Annotated in this window: 12 protein-coding genes; 1 reads left to right on the top strand and 11 read right to left on the bottom strand. The window is 46.7% G+C overall.

Translation table 11 applies throughout. The features are described from left to right. Nucleotides 1-3 precede the first annotated feature (3 nt). The gene (locus tag PBN151_RS16680) at nt 4-1,137 is read right to left on the bottom strand and encodes a glycerol dehydrogenase (protein ID WP_072729896.1); all 1,134 of its coding nucleotides are present in this window, start codon (nt 1,135-1,137) and stop codon (nt 4-6) included. Between the two features lie 199 nt (nt 1,138-1,336). Here PBN151_RS16680 and PBN151_RS16675 point away from each other — a divergent pair, with 199 nt between their 5' ends. Further along, complete coding sequence (locus tag PBN151_RS16675) at nt 1,337-2,353, top strand: PocR ligand-binding domain-containing protein (RefSeq protein WP_083545181.1); 1,017 nt, start codon at nt 1,337-1,339, stop codon at nt 2,351-2,353. A 79-nt stretch (nt 2,354-2,432) separates the two neighbouring features. Here PBN151_RS16675 and PBN151_RS16670 read toward each other — a convergent pair whose 3' ends face one another. The 10 genes from PBN151_RS16670 to PBN151_RS16625 all read right to left on the bottom strand — a co-directional run bounded on the left by PBN151_RS16670 (nt 2,433) and on the right by PBN151_RS16625 (nt 14,349). Then, nucleotides 2,433-3,131, bottom strand: coding sequence for a 4'-phosphopantetheinyl transferase family protein (locus PBN151_RS16670; RefSeq protein WP_072729895.1), 699 nt, complete (start codon nt 3,129-3,131; stop codon nt 2,433-2,435). A 268-nt stretch (nt 3,132-3,399) separates the two neighbouring features. Continuing rightward, complete coding sequence (locus PBN151_RS31985) at nt 3,400-4,236, bottom strand: hypothetical protein (protein WP_217492499.1); 837 nt, start codon at nt 4,234-4,236, stop codon at nt 3,400-3,402. A gap of 43 nt (nt 4,237-4,279) precedes the next feature. Then, nucleotides 4,280-4,528 carry an acyl carrier protein gene (locus PBN151_RS16660; protein WP_021255057.1) on the bottom strand — a complete coding sequence of 83 codons (249 nt, stop codon included), beginning with the start codon at nt 4,526-4,528 and terminating at the stop codon, nt 4,280-4,282. Beyond that, nucleotides 4,512-5,579, bottom strand: coding sequence for an HAD-IIIC family phosphatase (locus tag PBN151_RS16655; RefSeq protein WP_072729894.1), 1,068 nt, complete (start codon nt 5,577-5,579; stop codon nt 4,512-4,514). Before PBN151_RS16655 ends, PBN151_RS16660 begins: the two co-directional genes overlap by 17 nt. After that, a complete protein-coding gene (locus tag PBN151_RS16650) occupies nt 5,576-5,998 on the bottom strand; it encodes a 3-hydroxyacyl-CoA dehydrogenase family protein (RefSeq protein WP_072729893.1) in 423 nt (140 codons plus the stop codon). Before PBN151_RS16650 ends, PBN151_RS16655 begins: the two co-directional genes overlap by 4 nt. Before the next feature lie 130 nt (nt 5,999-6,128). Next, nucleotides 6,129-7,457, bottom strand: coding sequence for an aspartate aminotransferase family protein (locus PBN151_RS16645; RefSeq protein WP_227774753.1), 1,329 nt, complete (start codon nt 7,455-7,457; stop codon nt 6,129-6,131). 123 nt (nt 7,458-7,580) lie between these two features. Further along, nucleotides 7,581-8,531 carry an ACP S-malonyltransferase gene (locus PBN151_RS16640; RefSeq protein ID WP_072729892.1) on the bottom strand — a complete coding sequence of 317 codons (951 nt, stop codon included), beginning with the start codon at nt 8,529-8,531 and terminating at the stop codon, nt 7,581-7,583. After that, nucleotides 8,528-9,703 (bottom strand): acyl-CoA dehydrogenase family protein, encoded by a 1,176-nt coding sequence (locus PBN151_RS16635; protein ID WP_227774750.1) that lies wholly within the window; start codon nt 9,701-9,703, stop codon nt 8,528-8,530. Before PBN151_RS16635 ends, PBN151_RS16640 begins: the two co-directional genes overlap by 4 nt. Then, a complete protein-coding gene (locus PBN151_RS16630) occupies nt 9,700-9,954 on the bottom strand; it encodes an acyl carrier protein (protein WP_028531520.1) in 255 nt (84 codons plus the stop codon). The genes PBN151_RS16635 and PBN151_RS16630 overlap by 4 nt, the downstream gene beginning before the upstream one ends. A gap of 18 nt (nt 9,955-9,972) precedes the next feature. Beyond that, nucleotides 9,973-14,349: a beta-ketoacyl synthase N-terminal-like domain-containing protein gene (locus PBN151_RS16625; RefSeq protein ID WP_072729891.1), complete on the bottom strand. Its 4,377-nt coding sequence runs from the start codon at nt 14,347-14,349 to the stop codon at nt 9,973-9,975. Nucleotides 14,350-14,427: the final 78 nt, after the last annotated feature.

Genomic DNA, 14,427 nt, shown 5'->3' with positions numbered 1-14,427 from the left:
TCCTTACACGTCCTTCTGGCCTTTAAATTGTTGACCCATCATATCAGCCACTCGAATCGCCGATACGACCATCTCTTCTGTGACTGGGAACGGCATGGAGTGGATAGATTCTTCAGGGATGCACGCCTTCTGTGCAACTGCCTGTAATTCCTCGTTCGTAACACTTGTTACACCGAGATCAGCTAAGCATACCGGAAGACCAATGCTTACGCAGAATTCCAATACCTCGTTCATTTCTGCTGCGCTTGCATTCTCAAGGACAAGCTGCACCAATGTTGTAAAGGCTACCTTCTCGCCATGCATATAAAAGTGAGTGCCTTCAAGTGAAGTTAATCCATTGTGGATGGCATGAGCTGCCGCCAATCCGCCGCTCTCGAACCCTAATCCAGACAACAGAATATTCGTTTCTACAATGTTCTCCAGTGCAGACGTTACCAAGTTCGCATCGCAAGCCATCTTCGCCTTCGCACCGTCTTCAAGCAATGTTTCGTAGCACAACTTCGCAAGTGCGAGTGCTGCTTTCGTACCTTTGGCAGGTGCTACTCCTCCCATTGCACCACAAGGCAGTCCTGCATTTACATTCGAATAAGAGCTTGCTGTTGCACGTGCTTCGAAGTAAGTGGAGAGCGCATCTCCCATGCCTGCTACGAGGAAGCGCGTTGGCGCATTCGCAATGACAGTCGTATCAATCATGACCACACTAGGACTTTGCTTGAAATAAGCATAATCGTCAAATTCCCCTTCAGGCGTGTACATGACCGCGGAATGGCTAGTTGGCGCATCAGTTGCTGCAATAGTTGGAACGATAATGAGCGCTTCCCCTTCTGCCACACATTTGGCTGTATCAATCGCTTTGCCACCGCCAAGTCCAATTGTACATGAGCAATTATGCTCAATAGCAAGCTGTTGTAATCGTTTTACTTCTTGACGAGAGCATTCTCCAGTGAAACCGCTCTCAACTAACGTAACTTTGTATTTATTCATTGTATGTTCAAGCTTATGCTTTACACGCTGCACATCATCTGGATGAGCGATCAGAAGAGCAGAATCTCCGAATGTTCGAATGAAATAACCCAAGTTATACAGTTCATCTTCACCTTGTACATATTTGGCTGGGCTGATAAACGCTTTTCTCATGATTAAATGCCTCCTCTGTGCTATTTATATGTTTATTATAGAACCGTCAATGAACCAGATCATTGAACTATTATTGCGAAATAAAGCGCTATCTTATCGGATTTTCTTATCATTTGTACGCCGAATGGTATTATCTTGTCATTCAACCAGAAAAATATGCTATAATTTAGCTATGCAAACAAAAGGAGAATGAGTCATCGTGAGTTCCCGTTTTAGCTTAGAGAGCATCATCGATATGGAAAAATGGCAGCAGCTGCAAGACTCGCTATCCTTAGTGACGAAGATGGCCGTGATTACGACTGACTATAAGGGCATCCCAGTAACAGCGCATAGTCATTGCCAAAGCTTCTGCCAGGCCATACGGCAAGATGAATCGTTGTCGCAATACTGCCAGAAGTGCGATGCACGCGGCGGTCTAGAGGCTGTTCGGCTGAATAAGCCGTATATCTATTTGTGCCACTTTAACATTGTCGATATTGCCATTCCGATTATCGTGAATAATCAATATATGGGGGCAGTAATGGCCGGACAAGTCAAGCTGCGTGACAATCCGATGGAGCTCGAACAAATTGTAAACCGACCCGCTAATGCGGATGCGAATCGAAAGTTCAAGAATCTCGAACCAGAATACAGCTCCTTGCCGGAACTGTCCTATGATGAGGTTGTCACCATTTCTGAAATGCTCTATCATCTATGCAATTACATTGTAGAGGAAGCCATTTCCAAAAATACAACCATTGAAATGTATCGGCAGGCGCTTCATAGTGAGAAGACTGCATCCGAGTTTTTAGCAGACCATAGCTATCGCAGCATTCAGACATTCAAGGCAGAACTGGATAACACGCTGATCGACAATCAAATTAGCAAGATGAAAAATCAGCAAATGCATGCCTCCAACTCGATGCTTCAGCCTGCATTCGATTATATTTATACACACAAGAGCGAGAACGTAAAGCTGACGGATATGGCGGCACTCTGCCATGTCAGTCCCAGCTACTTCAGTCGTATTTTTACGAAAGAAACAGGAGAAAACTTCTCGGTGTTCATACCGCATCTCAAAATCGAGTGGGCCAAACAAATCTTGGAGACTACCGATCTGTCTATTTCGGAAATTAGCAATGAGCTTGGCTTCAGTGAACCGAGCTACTTCATTAAGTCATTTAAGAAATTTGAACAACTTACACCTGCTCGCTATCGCCAAATCTATAAACGATAAACCATAACAAAAAGCCGTCACTCCACGTTCTCCTTCGAACTTGGGGACGGCTTTTCAACTCTTCCTATCTTCCAATTATTCATCGAATCCACTGCTGCAAATCATTCATCGTTACATATGAGATAGATGGCGATCGTTCATGCTGCTCATGTCCTTCTGTACAGGCTGCCGCTTTATAACCATGTTCCAGCTCGAACGTATGGAAGCGTACCGATTCCTTATCCGGCTTCAATTCGAATGTCCCTGCCCCATTGTCAACGATGGAGAAGGAATCCAGCGGAATAGATAAGCCCTTTCCGGCTGCCTTGATATAGCTTTCTTTCAATGTCCAAAGTGTATAGAAGTAGTCTAACTTCTCCGCGTCGGCTTTTTGCATTAGAGCATCCGTTTCTTCCATCGAGAAAAAACGGCGCGCAATCGACAAGTCAATCGGCTTTATTTGCTCCACATCAATGCCAAGCACTCCTTGCCCCCATATCATCATCACCCAGCAGCCTGAATGAGAAATGTTGAAGGAAAAGTCGCTGTCTCCTGCGACACGTGGCTTGCCGTACTCATTGTGTTCAAAATGTATGTCTGCATTTGTATATCCGTAATCCTTACATAACACTGCTCTAACCAAAGATTCTCCAAACAGAGAGCGGTACGCATCTTCAACAAACTTAAATTTTCTAATTCGATCTCTTCGCTGCGGTGCAACCTTGCTCATAAAATCATCATACTCCGCAGGCGAAATGTGTTCCGGTAAGTGAAATGCTGCGATTTTCGTTATGTTCATCACCTTTTGACCGATATATTGAATGACATTTAGAAGCCCATCTTCAATAACCAGCTAGCCAGATGCTCTTCCCGCGCTTTTATGTCATCCTTGTCTCTATTATATTTGCCCAGTTGGTATTCGCCAACAAGATTACCGTCGAGCATGAGTCGAGCATGAATAGCACATGCTCAAAGCAAAAGATGCTCATAAGTCAACATGCTGTAAATACCTTCATGTTGGAAGACGAATGAGCATCCTTGATTATCTGGAAACGATGAATAGACCGTTATGCTTGAATGAATTGTGGAGACATTTGCAATTCATAGTTGTTCTTTTCTTTCTGCTTGTTATAGATGAAGTGCATAATGATCGCAGCGATTAAGAAGAAGCTGACTTGCAAAATCTGTACTTGCGCGTTGAAGTAATAGAACTGAAGTCGGCTTCCCGTTGCTGTCAGCCAGAACGTGAAGAGATAGAACAGCAGAGTGCCTCTTGTTGCATTGAACACGTAGCTTTGGAACCATATGAAGAACATGAGCTGAATAACGTAGAGAAAATAGGAGGTGCTAGTTTCATAGGAAGAGATCACGTAGCCTGGCAGCACCCAAAGTCCGAATATGAGTCCAGTGAGCAGCGAACTGGTAACATTGTTTTTGAATTTGCCTTGAAGAAAAGGAAGCAAAAAGCCAATCCAGCCAAAGATTCCACCGATAAGCCCTGTCTCCTCAATCAGATTCCACAGTCCAATTAGGAACATGTCAGAAATGCTGTATGTCATTTGCGGAAGAGGAATGCCGAAGAGCTTTGAGCCATAGTGCATTGTCGCTACGAACAAAATGACGACTACTAACAATACAGGGAACCAGAACAAGTCTTGTTTTCTAGGAATCAGTTTGGAGAACACGCCCTTCACTGCCTTTGAACCGCCCATTGCATAATACGCAATCAATCCAGCGAACGATGGTGAGTAAAGCGCAATGATGGTCAGCGGATGCATAAGCGTGAGAGGTCCTGTAATCGGAACCAGAATGTCCCCAAACAGCATATAGGCAAGCCCAATCCCCCAACAAGCGCCAAACGAGATGGCCAAATACAAATACAGATATTTGTTATGATTGCTCATCTTTTCAACCTCCCTATCGTATTGGTCTGGTGCTGGATCTTACTTACACATTCACTTTCTTATGGATCAAAGCCAGTAGGTTATTGACCGTGCTGAAATTTTTCAAATCCATATCCTCATTTTCGACTTCGATTCCGAACCTCTGCTCGACAAAATTCACAAGCTTCATCGCGAACAGCGAGTTGACGAAACCCAATTTGAAGAAATTGTCGTCATCCGAGAATTCAATGTTGTCTTCGCTAATGGACAAATTTTGATGAATGAAGTTTCTGATTTCATTTTGATAGTTCATAGTATCCTCCTTCAACATTTGGCAATTGGACTTCAATATAAGGTGGGAAGTCTTGAATATTGTCTAAATCATGTTCCAACACATAGTTGCCCTGCCCATCCGATGATTTCTCACGAAATCCTGCAAAGCGATAACTGACATACATCATCCTGTTGCGTCCTGTTTCGCGAAAATCGGCCAGCAGCGGGGTGTTCTGTTTGCGAGCCTCTTGTAAAATGTAACTGAGCAGCACCGTCCCTACGCCTCGCGATACGACTCGACAGGACATGAGCAGCATCTCTAGCTTCCAATGAGTTTCTTGGGTATGGATTAAGGCAAGCCCAATCTTACCGTAATCTCCATACTTGTCTTCTAATTGGCAGACTAACAGCCGATGGTGCGGAGATTGCCGCAACTCGTCCAATTCTTCATAGCTGAACGTTCTTCCCGTAGCATTCAATTGATTCGTCCGAACCGTCAGTTCCTCAGCTCGCTGCAAATCCTCTTCCTGTGCGGGATAGATCGTAAACTTCATAGACAGCGTTGCAAGAAACGCCTCCGAGGGCCCTTGATATTCACTTTCTGCCAGCTTCCGCTGATAATCAGCCTGATACAATTTGCGTCTTCGTGCAGAATCAACCGTTATGAAACGAGGATTCAGTGATGGATGTGATAACAGGGTGAGATATTGATCCGCATTGATGCAGTGAACACTCTCATGGACGTTCTGTACTTCTTCCAATTCGAAGGGTTGATCGTCAACAAACAGGATCGTGTCCATACCGATATTGATATTTTTCTGAATTTCTGCGAGTGAATATGATTTGGCGTTCCAATGAATTTCAGGATACAGGAAGTAATCATCCAATCCGAACTCTTTCAGCTTGGACATGGCCAAGTCATAGTCGTTCTTGCTGGCAATCGATTGAAGAATTCCGCGGCTATCAAGTGTCTCGATAATCTCCCGAATGCCCTCCTTAAGTTGGACGCTGGATGACTCCACCAGCACCCCATCCCATAGTGTATTGTCCAAATCCCACACGACGCATTTATACTCTTTTTTTTCGCTCATACGTATCCTCCATCGGAATAGTCATAGAACCCTCTTCCACTTTTGCGTCCCCACAGGCCTGCATCAACCATCTTCTTCAACAATGGGCAGCATCTATAATTGGGATCTTGATAGCTGTCATACAGAACCTCTAGCGAATGAACAACCGTATCCAAGCCAATTAAATCAGCCTTTTCCAGCGGCCCCATCTTATGATGGAAGCCTTGCTTCATAATTTGATTCACTTGCTTCGCCGTCGCTATTCCATCCTGTACGAGATAGGCCGCTTCATTCATGAACAGATGGGATAAGCGATTCGAGACGAATCCAAGCAAGTCGTCAATAATTCGTTGATAGGATGAAATATCCTTTAAGAGTACCTCATAGCCGTATCTTGCTAAATCCAGTGCAGTTGCACAGCCCATGACCCCTGCACCCACGATCGCAACTGTTTGGTTCGACCTCTTCCCATCCCTCCTCTATCATGCTATGCAGACACTTCATGTGCTCACTAATACCGCGCTTACAATCTGCTAGCCGGAGCTAGACTGATACAAGAAGAGCAAATGATTAGTAGATTTCTTCGTATGTTTCCTTCGTTTCCGCTAAAGCCTTGCCTACCTTGGTTCGGAACCATTCTACATCCTCTGCTGTCAGGGATATGTTCGGATACAGTCTCGACATCGTCGACACGAGTATGCCATTCTTCGAAAGATTATGGTTCAAAATAATGTCCATCGACATAATCTCAAAATCATAGTCCGAAGGACTTGTCAGTACCGAAGAGCAGCAATGATAGGCTGAACATGCTGGCGGACCTTGAATGACGAGTGGAAGCCCTATGGCATCCGCTTCCTGCTGGATAATCTGCTGCATCTCACACATCTTTTCATTCATTTCCGTCATTGCCAGCCCTTGATTGCGACTCAATATTTCCAGTGTTGTTTTGACAGCCGCCGTTCCAAGCGGGTACCCGTTGAAAGTTCCAGCATGAATTACTTTTTTGTCGACCAGAAGCTGCATAATCTCCTTCTTGCCAACTAGTGCAGATACAGGTACGCCGCCTCCCGCAATTGCCTTCCCAAGTGTTGTCAGGTCAGGACGTACATCGAATTGCTCCTGAGCGCCGCCTAATCCCATACGAAGTCCGGTTATTATCTCATCGAAAATAAGTACAACCTCATACTCATCACATAACGCCCGCATTTTCTTCAGATAACCCGGTGCGGGCATAACGCTTCCCCCATTCACGCATACCGGCTCCGTGATGACAGCAGCAATTTCATGGCCTTTCTTCCGCAGCAGTTCTTCTAGTGCCGCTTCATCATTCCATGGCAGCAAGTAGGATTGGCTCTCAAGCGAGTTCGCTGCGCGGCCTGCTGTTCCTTTGAGGTCTCCTCTGAAATCGGATGGAATTGGCTCCCCGCTGCGCGGCGCTCTCCCACCCATAATGTTGTCTGCATTGCCATGATAATGGCCTTCAAATCGGACGAAGCGGTTTTTGCCTGTCCATGCCCTAGCTACCCGTAATGCATTCTGTACGATTTCCGTACCTGACAAGCCAAAACGGATCATCTCAGCCGAAGGGATATACTTCGCAATCAACTCAAGCGCTTCTGCATCCATATCACAGTGGCTAACCGAGAGAACCCGATCGATTGTCTCCTTCAGGCTCTCATTGTATTCTCGATTCCCATGGCCAACGATCAGCGCACCGAATCTAGCATATAGATCAAGATACTCGTTGCCGTTCATATCCCATACCCGACTGCCTTCGGCTTTGACGAAGTGAATTGGGGTTTCCTCCCACGGAAGATGGAAATTATAATGCACGCCTCCGGGCAGCAGTTCTTTCACTCTCCGGTTGTAAAGCTCCATTGTGTTCTGTCGCGTAATCAATTGCGCTATCCCTCCTTTATTGACTCTACTATCCAACGAAGCTACCAATACCCATCATTCAGTAGATTCCTTCTTGGCATTTTGTATCAGATAGGATCGCTGCAATACGATATCAATATCCGGTCAAGCGTGAATAAGGAGTTGAGACAGTTGTTCCCGATCCGCCTGATCATCAAATGATAAAGATTGAGGAAGCCTCGTATTTTCCCGAATCAAATTACGGGTGATTTGATTCGGGCCAATATCCACAAATAAGTCAGCTCCTGCTTCATGCATCGCTTCGAGCACTTGATTCCAATACACCGGTGTAACCAACTGATGGGCAAGAATCGCTGCTAAGTTGTCTGCGGGCTCGATAATTTTACCTGTCACTGTCGACCATACATCGAATTTGGTAGGGCTGAATGTCACGTGCTGCAAGCAAGCTTCGAACTCAGGCTTCAAATAGTCCATTAATGCACTATGGTAAGGCGCATCTGCCTTCATAGGCATCATGCGGAATGGAATAAATTCTCCCCCCGCCTCGACCACATCATCCTCTACCTTCAGAAGTGCTGTCTGATGCCCCGCAATGATGAACTGACTGGGAGAATTGTAACCGGAAATTGTGACATAATCATGTGAACGAACGCTCTCGATGATATCTGTAAGCGTGTCTACATCTATATCTACAACGATTCCCGCTCTCCCTTTCTTCTCTTGCAGCGCGCGATGCATCAGTCTTCCCCTGTCTCTGGCCAAACGGACACCGTCCGAGAAGGGCAATGCTCCTGCCGCAATGAGCGCCGAAAGCTCGCCAAGACTATGCCCTACAGCTCCGAATGGTACAAGTCCGATCTGTTTCACCCACACTCGATACAGTGCATAACTTGCGGTCACGACTGTGGGCTGAGCAATTTCGGAAAGTGACAGTTCTTCTAAGCTTCCATTCAACAGAAGGTCTTGTAAATCCAAGTTCAATACATCACTCGCCTCGTCAAATACATCCTGCACGAGCGGGAACTCCTCCATCAATGAGCGGCACATTCCGCTGTATTGACTGCCTTGTCCAGGAAATGCTGCGGCAAGCTTCATATCGAGTAACCTCGCTTGAAATAATGCCGTAGACCGTAATACGAAATCATTTCTTGCTGCATCTGGGAGGATCCCTCGATAATCTCCAACACCTTCGCTTCCCGGTACAACCTCTCCACCGGATATTGATTACTGAAGCCATTGGCCCCATGTACTTGCAGAGCATCGCTTGCGACCTCCACCGCTACCTTGGATGCAAAATACTTTGCAATTGTCGTTTCAATCGTAGCCTCGTCTTCCTTCGCAAGCCGCATTTCTCCTGCTCGCAAACATAACGCTCTTGCAGCGTGTACCTTCGTTACCGCATCTGCGATCATCCCGCGAATTAGTTGGAAGCTGCTCAGCTTCTGATCGAACTGCGAGCGGGTTCGGGAATAGGACACCATTGCATCCACGCCTTCTTGCGCAATGCCAACACCAGCCCACGCGATACTGTATCGGCCGTTATCCAGTGCCGTCGAGACCACATATTCGAAGCCGAAGTTAAGCCTCCCTATTACATGTGACTTCGGCACCTTAACATCTCGCAGATGAATCTCAGCCAGATGGGTTGAACGTGATGCCATTAGTCCTTCAATTGCTCTTGTTTCAACACCCTCATAAGCTCTCTCCACGAGAAATACAGAGCTCTTCCCCTGATTCGCTGCAACAATAAAGAATACATCCGCGATATCTCCAAACGTAATCCACTTTTTCACACCATTAATCACGTAATAATCGTCTTCCTCATGCCATGATGTCTTAATATTCTTGGCATCTGACCCAACGTCCGGTTCGGTTAATCCGAAGCATGCAATCTGTTCTCCTCGTGCCAGCCGCGGCAGCCAGGTTTCTTTCTGCTCCTTCGTCCCGAAGCGAAGCAATGTCTCTGACACTAGCGAGGTATGAACGGTTATCAAGCTGCGCGCTGCTACAGAAGCCTTACCGAACGCTTCTGTAAATAAGCCATAATGGATCGCATCGAGGCCAAGCCCGCCATAGGAGACAGGTAAAGATGCCGCCAGATAGCCTTTCTGCGCCATTTTGTCAATCAGCTCACGCGGCATTGTACCCTCATCTTCCATTTTTCGCACAAGTGGACGCACTTCTTTATCAACAAATGTACGAGCCTCCTCCACAATCGCTGCCTGTGAATTCGCCTGTGTTGGTTCCATTTCTTGAATGTTCTTCATAGCGACACCTTTTCTTCTACGCATTCACTCAAATGCCCAGCGAATTCCGAAATTGTCTTGAATTCAAACAATGCCACCGGATTAATATTGATTTCCAGTTTTCTGCGGAGTCGGTTCACAATTTTGAGAGCTTGAACGGAGGACACGCCGATCTTCATGAAGTTCATATCCTCATCAATCTCTTCTGGTTCCTCATTAAGAATCGTTGCAATTTCTGCTTTCATAAAGCCCACGATTTCTTCCTTGTTCATCTTCACTTCTCCTCTCTACTATTCACGAATCCAATGGGAAGTCTGCTCGAACGGGTATGCTGGCAAAGGAACGAGCATGCCAGATCCGTCGGGATGCAATGACGACCAGTCTATATCAGCACCTGATACGTACAGCTGCCCAACAGTATGAAGCACTGTGTCTTCAAGCGAACCAGAGGCGCTCGACTCGATCAGAATGTGCTCAGCTTTGCTGTTCTGCTTATGCGACAGCACCTTGTCTGCTTCTTCCGTAGTCATGCACACGCCGAGTAGGACATCCGCTCTCGATTGCAGCAGACCCGCATCTTCATGAGCACTGCACTTCTTATCCTCGCCTTCTTCACGAATGCTCTTCGATTCGCTCATGAATGTGTCTAAGGCTGTTTTGATATCCATTCGTTCTTGCAGCAGATCAGCAAGGATCTGGCCAGAACCAAGTCCTCTTACTTCGGTTATTGAAACTCCGCTTTGCAGAATTCGCTGTACAAGCGAGTACCAATAAAAGAAAACCGATAACTGTACGCGCTCCTTCATTTCCGGCTCAGAAACCCCATATTGGCTCGCACCACATTCGAGTACATCCAAATGGTCGATTGTGAATTGTTCAAAGGCAGCATCTCGAGTTAAGAGATTATCAGCCAGCGATTGGCTCGCAATATCACCGATAACTAACGCTACTTTTGCGGCGCGGTTTTTCAAGAAACGACCTCTATTTGCCGTCGGTAATACCTCTGCCTTCAATGAATCAGAATTGGAAAGAATGCAGGCAGCTCGATAGCTGTAATGCTTGCGATAACGATTCCGTGTAAAGCATAGATGATTGATATTTATAGAAGGGTCTAGTTCCAGCAATTCCTGTGTCTGACGAATAACCCGCTCCAGCGCATGCTCAGATTTAGCTGACAGGGTGAGCAAATGTTTACGCGGACGAACTGCGGTTCTTGTGGTTGCTGCGGATGCTGCAGTCACCTCAGATGCTGAGGACGTTTCGGATGTTTCGGATGTCTTGGATGTCACGAATGCCTTGGCAGTTTCGCTCGTAGTGGAGGGTGCCTCTGCCCCATTCCATTCTTCGAGCACCACATGCACATTCGTTCCCCCTAATCCGAACGAGCTTATCCCTGCCTTACGGGTGTTATTCTCATCAACTGACCATTCTTCAACATCCTGTACAATGAAGAACGGTGATTTCTCCATTTCAAGAGCTGGATTGCGTGTGCCCATATGCAGACTTGGAACCAGCTTTTTGTGATAGAGAGATAACAGCACTTTCACAAGTCCGGCCCCGCCTGCGGCAGGCAGCAAATGTCCGATATTGGTCTTGACAGAGCCCAATCCGATCTTGCCATCAGTTCGTCTCTTTCCTTCAGTAAAGAGCTTAGTTAGCGCGTTCACTTCAATCGGATCGCCGATTCTCGTGCCTGAACCGTGTGCTTCCACATAGCCAACTTCACCCGGTGACAGATTCGCATCAATGTACGCTTCGGACAGAACTTGATATTGCCCGCCCGGATTTGGCGCCATGATGCCAAGCGAATATCCATCGTTATTGACGGCGCTCCCGCGGATAATGCCATATATCTGCTTGTTGTTCTGAACTGCTTGAGTAAGAGGCTCCAAGTACACAACTACTACCCCTTCACCTAACACGGATCCATCAGCTTCAATATCGAACGTCTTCGTACAACGAGTCGAGGAGACAATTCCCGCCTTTCGCGACAATTGATGGACGATTGGTGTTGCCAATATATTAGCGGCACCTACAATCGCTCCTGATATGCTGTTCTGTCTAATCGCTGCAACTGCTTGATGAAGCGCTACTAGGAAGGATGAGCATGCCGTATCGATTACAAGCGCCGGCCCTGTAAAGTTGAGCTTATGTGCAATCAGAGCCGATACCATATTGTGCATATTCCCCACCATCGTATTTGGATGGATACGATCAACGCCATGCTTGTCCATATAATTCATAACAAGCTGGTAGTACGTATTGATGTTAATGCCGGTATATACGCCGATGTTGCGTTTCTCATCCAGCCCCGGCAGCGCACCGGCATCTTCAAGTGCCTCATAGGCAATCTCCAGCATCAGCCGCTGCTGCGGATCCATGAATGCAGCTTCCTCATCGGAAATCTCGAAAAAGTCATTGTCAAAATAGTCGATATTCGCAATTTCACCAAGCCAGTCATCCCACTCTGGTTTTCCCGCCAATTGCCTGCGCTTCTCACTTACCTTGGCAATGCTGTCTTTCTTCGTGCATAGATTCTCCCAGTATTGCTGAGGCGTACTTGCGCCCGGCACACGCAGCGCAATTCCAGTAATGGCAACAGCATTATGCAAGTCTAATTTGTTGTCAGCATCCCATGCCGATGCAGGAATCTCACGTGCTTGAGGCATCGTTTGCAAATAATCTGCCATTTGCTTAATGGTCTTACAGATGACAAATAGTTCAAATCCAATTTCTCTGCCAAAGTGCTTCTCCATGCGGTCTAAGAACTGAAAACGTTGAATCGAGCTTCCGCCCAATGCCAGGAAAGAATCATCTGTAGATATACGTGTTTCCGGGATGCCCAGTACTTCTGCCCAGCTCCGGCGAAGGAAGGATTCAAGTTCATTTTGAGGAGAGTGAATAACCCGCTCCTGAATACGACGCAGTTCTAACCCCGCATGAATTTCTTGAAGCGCCTCGTCATACTCCCCAGCTTCATAGTTCTTGCGCAGCTCGAAGCGTTGGAGTTTGCCGCTCGTTGTCTTCGGAATCGTGCGAACCGGAATGACATGAGTAACCTCAATGCCGAGAGATTCTCGCATATGAGTGATGATTTGGTGGCGAAGATCGAGCAGCTTCTCTACACCCGATTTGTGCTTCACGAAGGCAAGCAGTTCTTCCTGCTGTGTAGCGCCGTTAAACAAACCTACGAACGCGATGTTGCCGCGCGGAATCGCACCTTGCTCATACAACACTTCCTCCAAATCATGAGCGAAGTAATTTTGCCCGCGGATAAATATAATGTCCTTCATTCTCCCGCTTACCACAAGCGAGCCTTCCGCTATGAAGCCTAAATCGCCGGTATGCAGCCATCCGTCAACGAACAAACTCTCGGTTAAGTCGTCACGATTGTAATAACCGGAAGTGACGGAACCACCTTGAATCTGAATTTCTCCTACAACATACTCGTCCACTGTACACCCGTGTTCATCCGCAATTCGGATACTGATCTCAGGAAACGGAGTGCCCTCATGAACGAACGGAAGGCGATCTCGTTCATCGGTTCCCTGAACAGGAACAGCAAGCTGTGCATGTATCAATTTAGATCGGGATATGTATTCTACCTTCGGAACTTCATCCATTCGCCAAATGCTGACGCCAACTGTCGCTTCTGCCATGCCGTAGGCAGGCAGCATCATTTCAGGCTTATACCCGCATGGTTCGAATTTCTTAGCAAAGCTGTTTACCACATGGATTGATATGGGCTCAGCTCCATTCAGTGCAAACCGTAAAGACGACAAATCAAGTGTGGTCAGCTTCTCGTCCGCGACCTTCTGTATCATCCAATCAAATCCGAAGTTCGTTGAACCGAACCAGGTTGCCCGATGCTCAGACATTTTGCGCAAGAACAGATAGGGTGATCGGACAAACGTATACGGTGAGAAAATGACAATATTGCTTCCGCTCACAATAGGAGTAATATGCTGAACGAACAGACCCATATCATGCGTATGTGGCAGCCACGTAAATACGGTATCCGACTCTTTCGTCTCGAATCGTTCTGCCATGGCGAGCGCATTAATCAAAATGTTGCGGCTGCTCAGCTTCACTCCCTTCGGAATACCTGTACTGCCCGAAGAAAATTGGAGGAACGCTAGCTCATCCGGCTGTGCATCATATGGCTCCCCTACGCCTTCGGTTTCCAGCTCCTGCGTGGAGAAAAAGCGGATTCCCTCATAGTAGGAACTCTGTTGAAGCGATTCATAATACTTGCGATTGTGCTCCTCCATAATAATGATTGGCTTTTGGAGCACCTCCCAAATTCTCGTCAGCTTAAGCAATCCGGCAGATAGCGGCTTCCACGAGGTAGGCTGACTGACCGGGGCCGCAACAATGCCACCCAATATACATGCCCAGAATGTACAGTAGAAATCTTTAGACTGATCAATTTCCAAAATGATTACTTCACCTGGCCGTATCCCTTTTCGGTACAGCATGCTTAAGTTTTTCCGGGCATTCTTCACAAGTTCCGGATAACTTAGAAATTCCTCATTTCCAGAAGCGTCTACGAAGGTGAGGCCCTTCTGCGGATATTGATTTGCGACATACTGAATCATTTCGGCTAAAGTGTGATACTCTGCTGGAAGTGTAAGAGATTTGCCATGTTGAATCGCCTTCTTAGACATGTTGAACCTCCTTATATGGATGACGCAAGAAGTAGTGGCTTGCTGAACAGGATGTACAGCATTCAGCAAGCCGTCACC

Source organism: Paenibacillus sp. NAIST15-1, from assembly GCF_001894745.1.
GTDB lineage: Bacteria > Bacillota > Bacilli > Paenibacillales > Paenibacillaceae > Paenibacillus_B > Paenibacillus_B suaedae.
Note: the sequence above shows the minus strand (reverse complement) of the source record. Positions and strands in the feature narration are given on the sequence as shown.

What these genes read in the sequence shown, in the direction of transcription:
- PBN151_RS31985 (WP_217492499.1), bottom strand. Translation starts at nt 4,236, where the DNA reads ATGAGCAATCATAACAAATATCTGTATTTGTATTTGGCCATCTCGTTT.
- PBN151_RS16630 (WP_028531520.1), bottom strand. Translation starts at nt 9,954, where the DNA reads ATGAACAAGGAAGAAATCGTGGGCTTTATGAAAGCAGAAATTGCAACG.
- PBN151_RS16660 (WP_021255057.1), bottom strand. Translation starts at nt 4,528, where the DNA reads ATGAACTATCAAAATGAAATCAGAAACTTCATTCATCAAAATTTGTCC.
- PBN151_RS16680 (WP_072729896.1), bottom strand. Translation starts at nt 1,137, where the DNA reads ATGAGAAAAGCGTTTATCAGCCCAGCCAAATATGTACAAGGTGAAGAT.
- PBN151_RS16655 (WP_072729894.1), bottom strand. Translation starts at nt 5,579, where the DNA reads ATGAGCGAAAAAAAAGAGTATAAATGCGTCGTGTGGGATTTGGACAAT.
- PBN151_RS16640 (WP_072729892.1), bottom strand. Translation starts at nt 8,531, where the DNA reads ATGAAGCTTGCCGCAGCATTTCCTGGACAAGGCAGTCAATACAGCGGA.
- PBN151_RS16625 (WP_072729891.1), bottom strand. Translation starts at nt 14,349, where the DNA reads ATGTCTAAGAAGGCGATTCAACATGGCAAATCTCTTACACTTCCAGCA.
- PBN151_RS16635 (WP_227774750.1), bottom strand. Translation starts at nt 9,703, where the DNA reads ATGAAGAACATTCAAGAAATGGAACCAACACAGGCGAATTCACAGGCA.
- PBN151_RS16670 (WP_072729895.1), bottom strand. Translation starts at nt 3,131, where the DNA reads ATGAACATAACGAAAATCGCAGCATTTCACTTACCGGAACACATTTCG.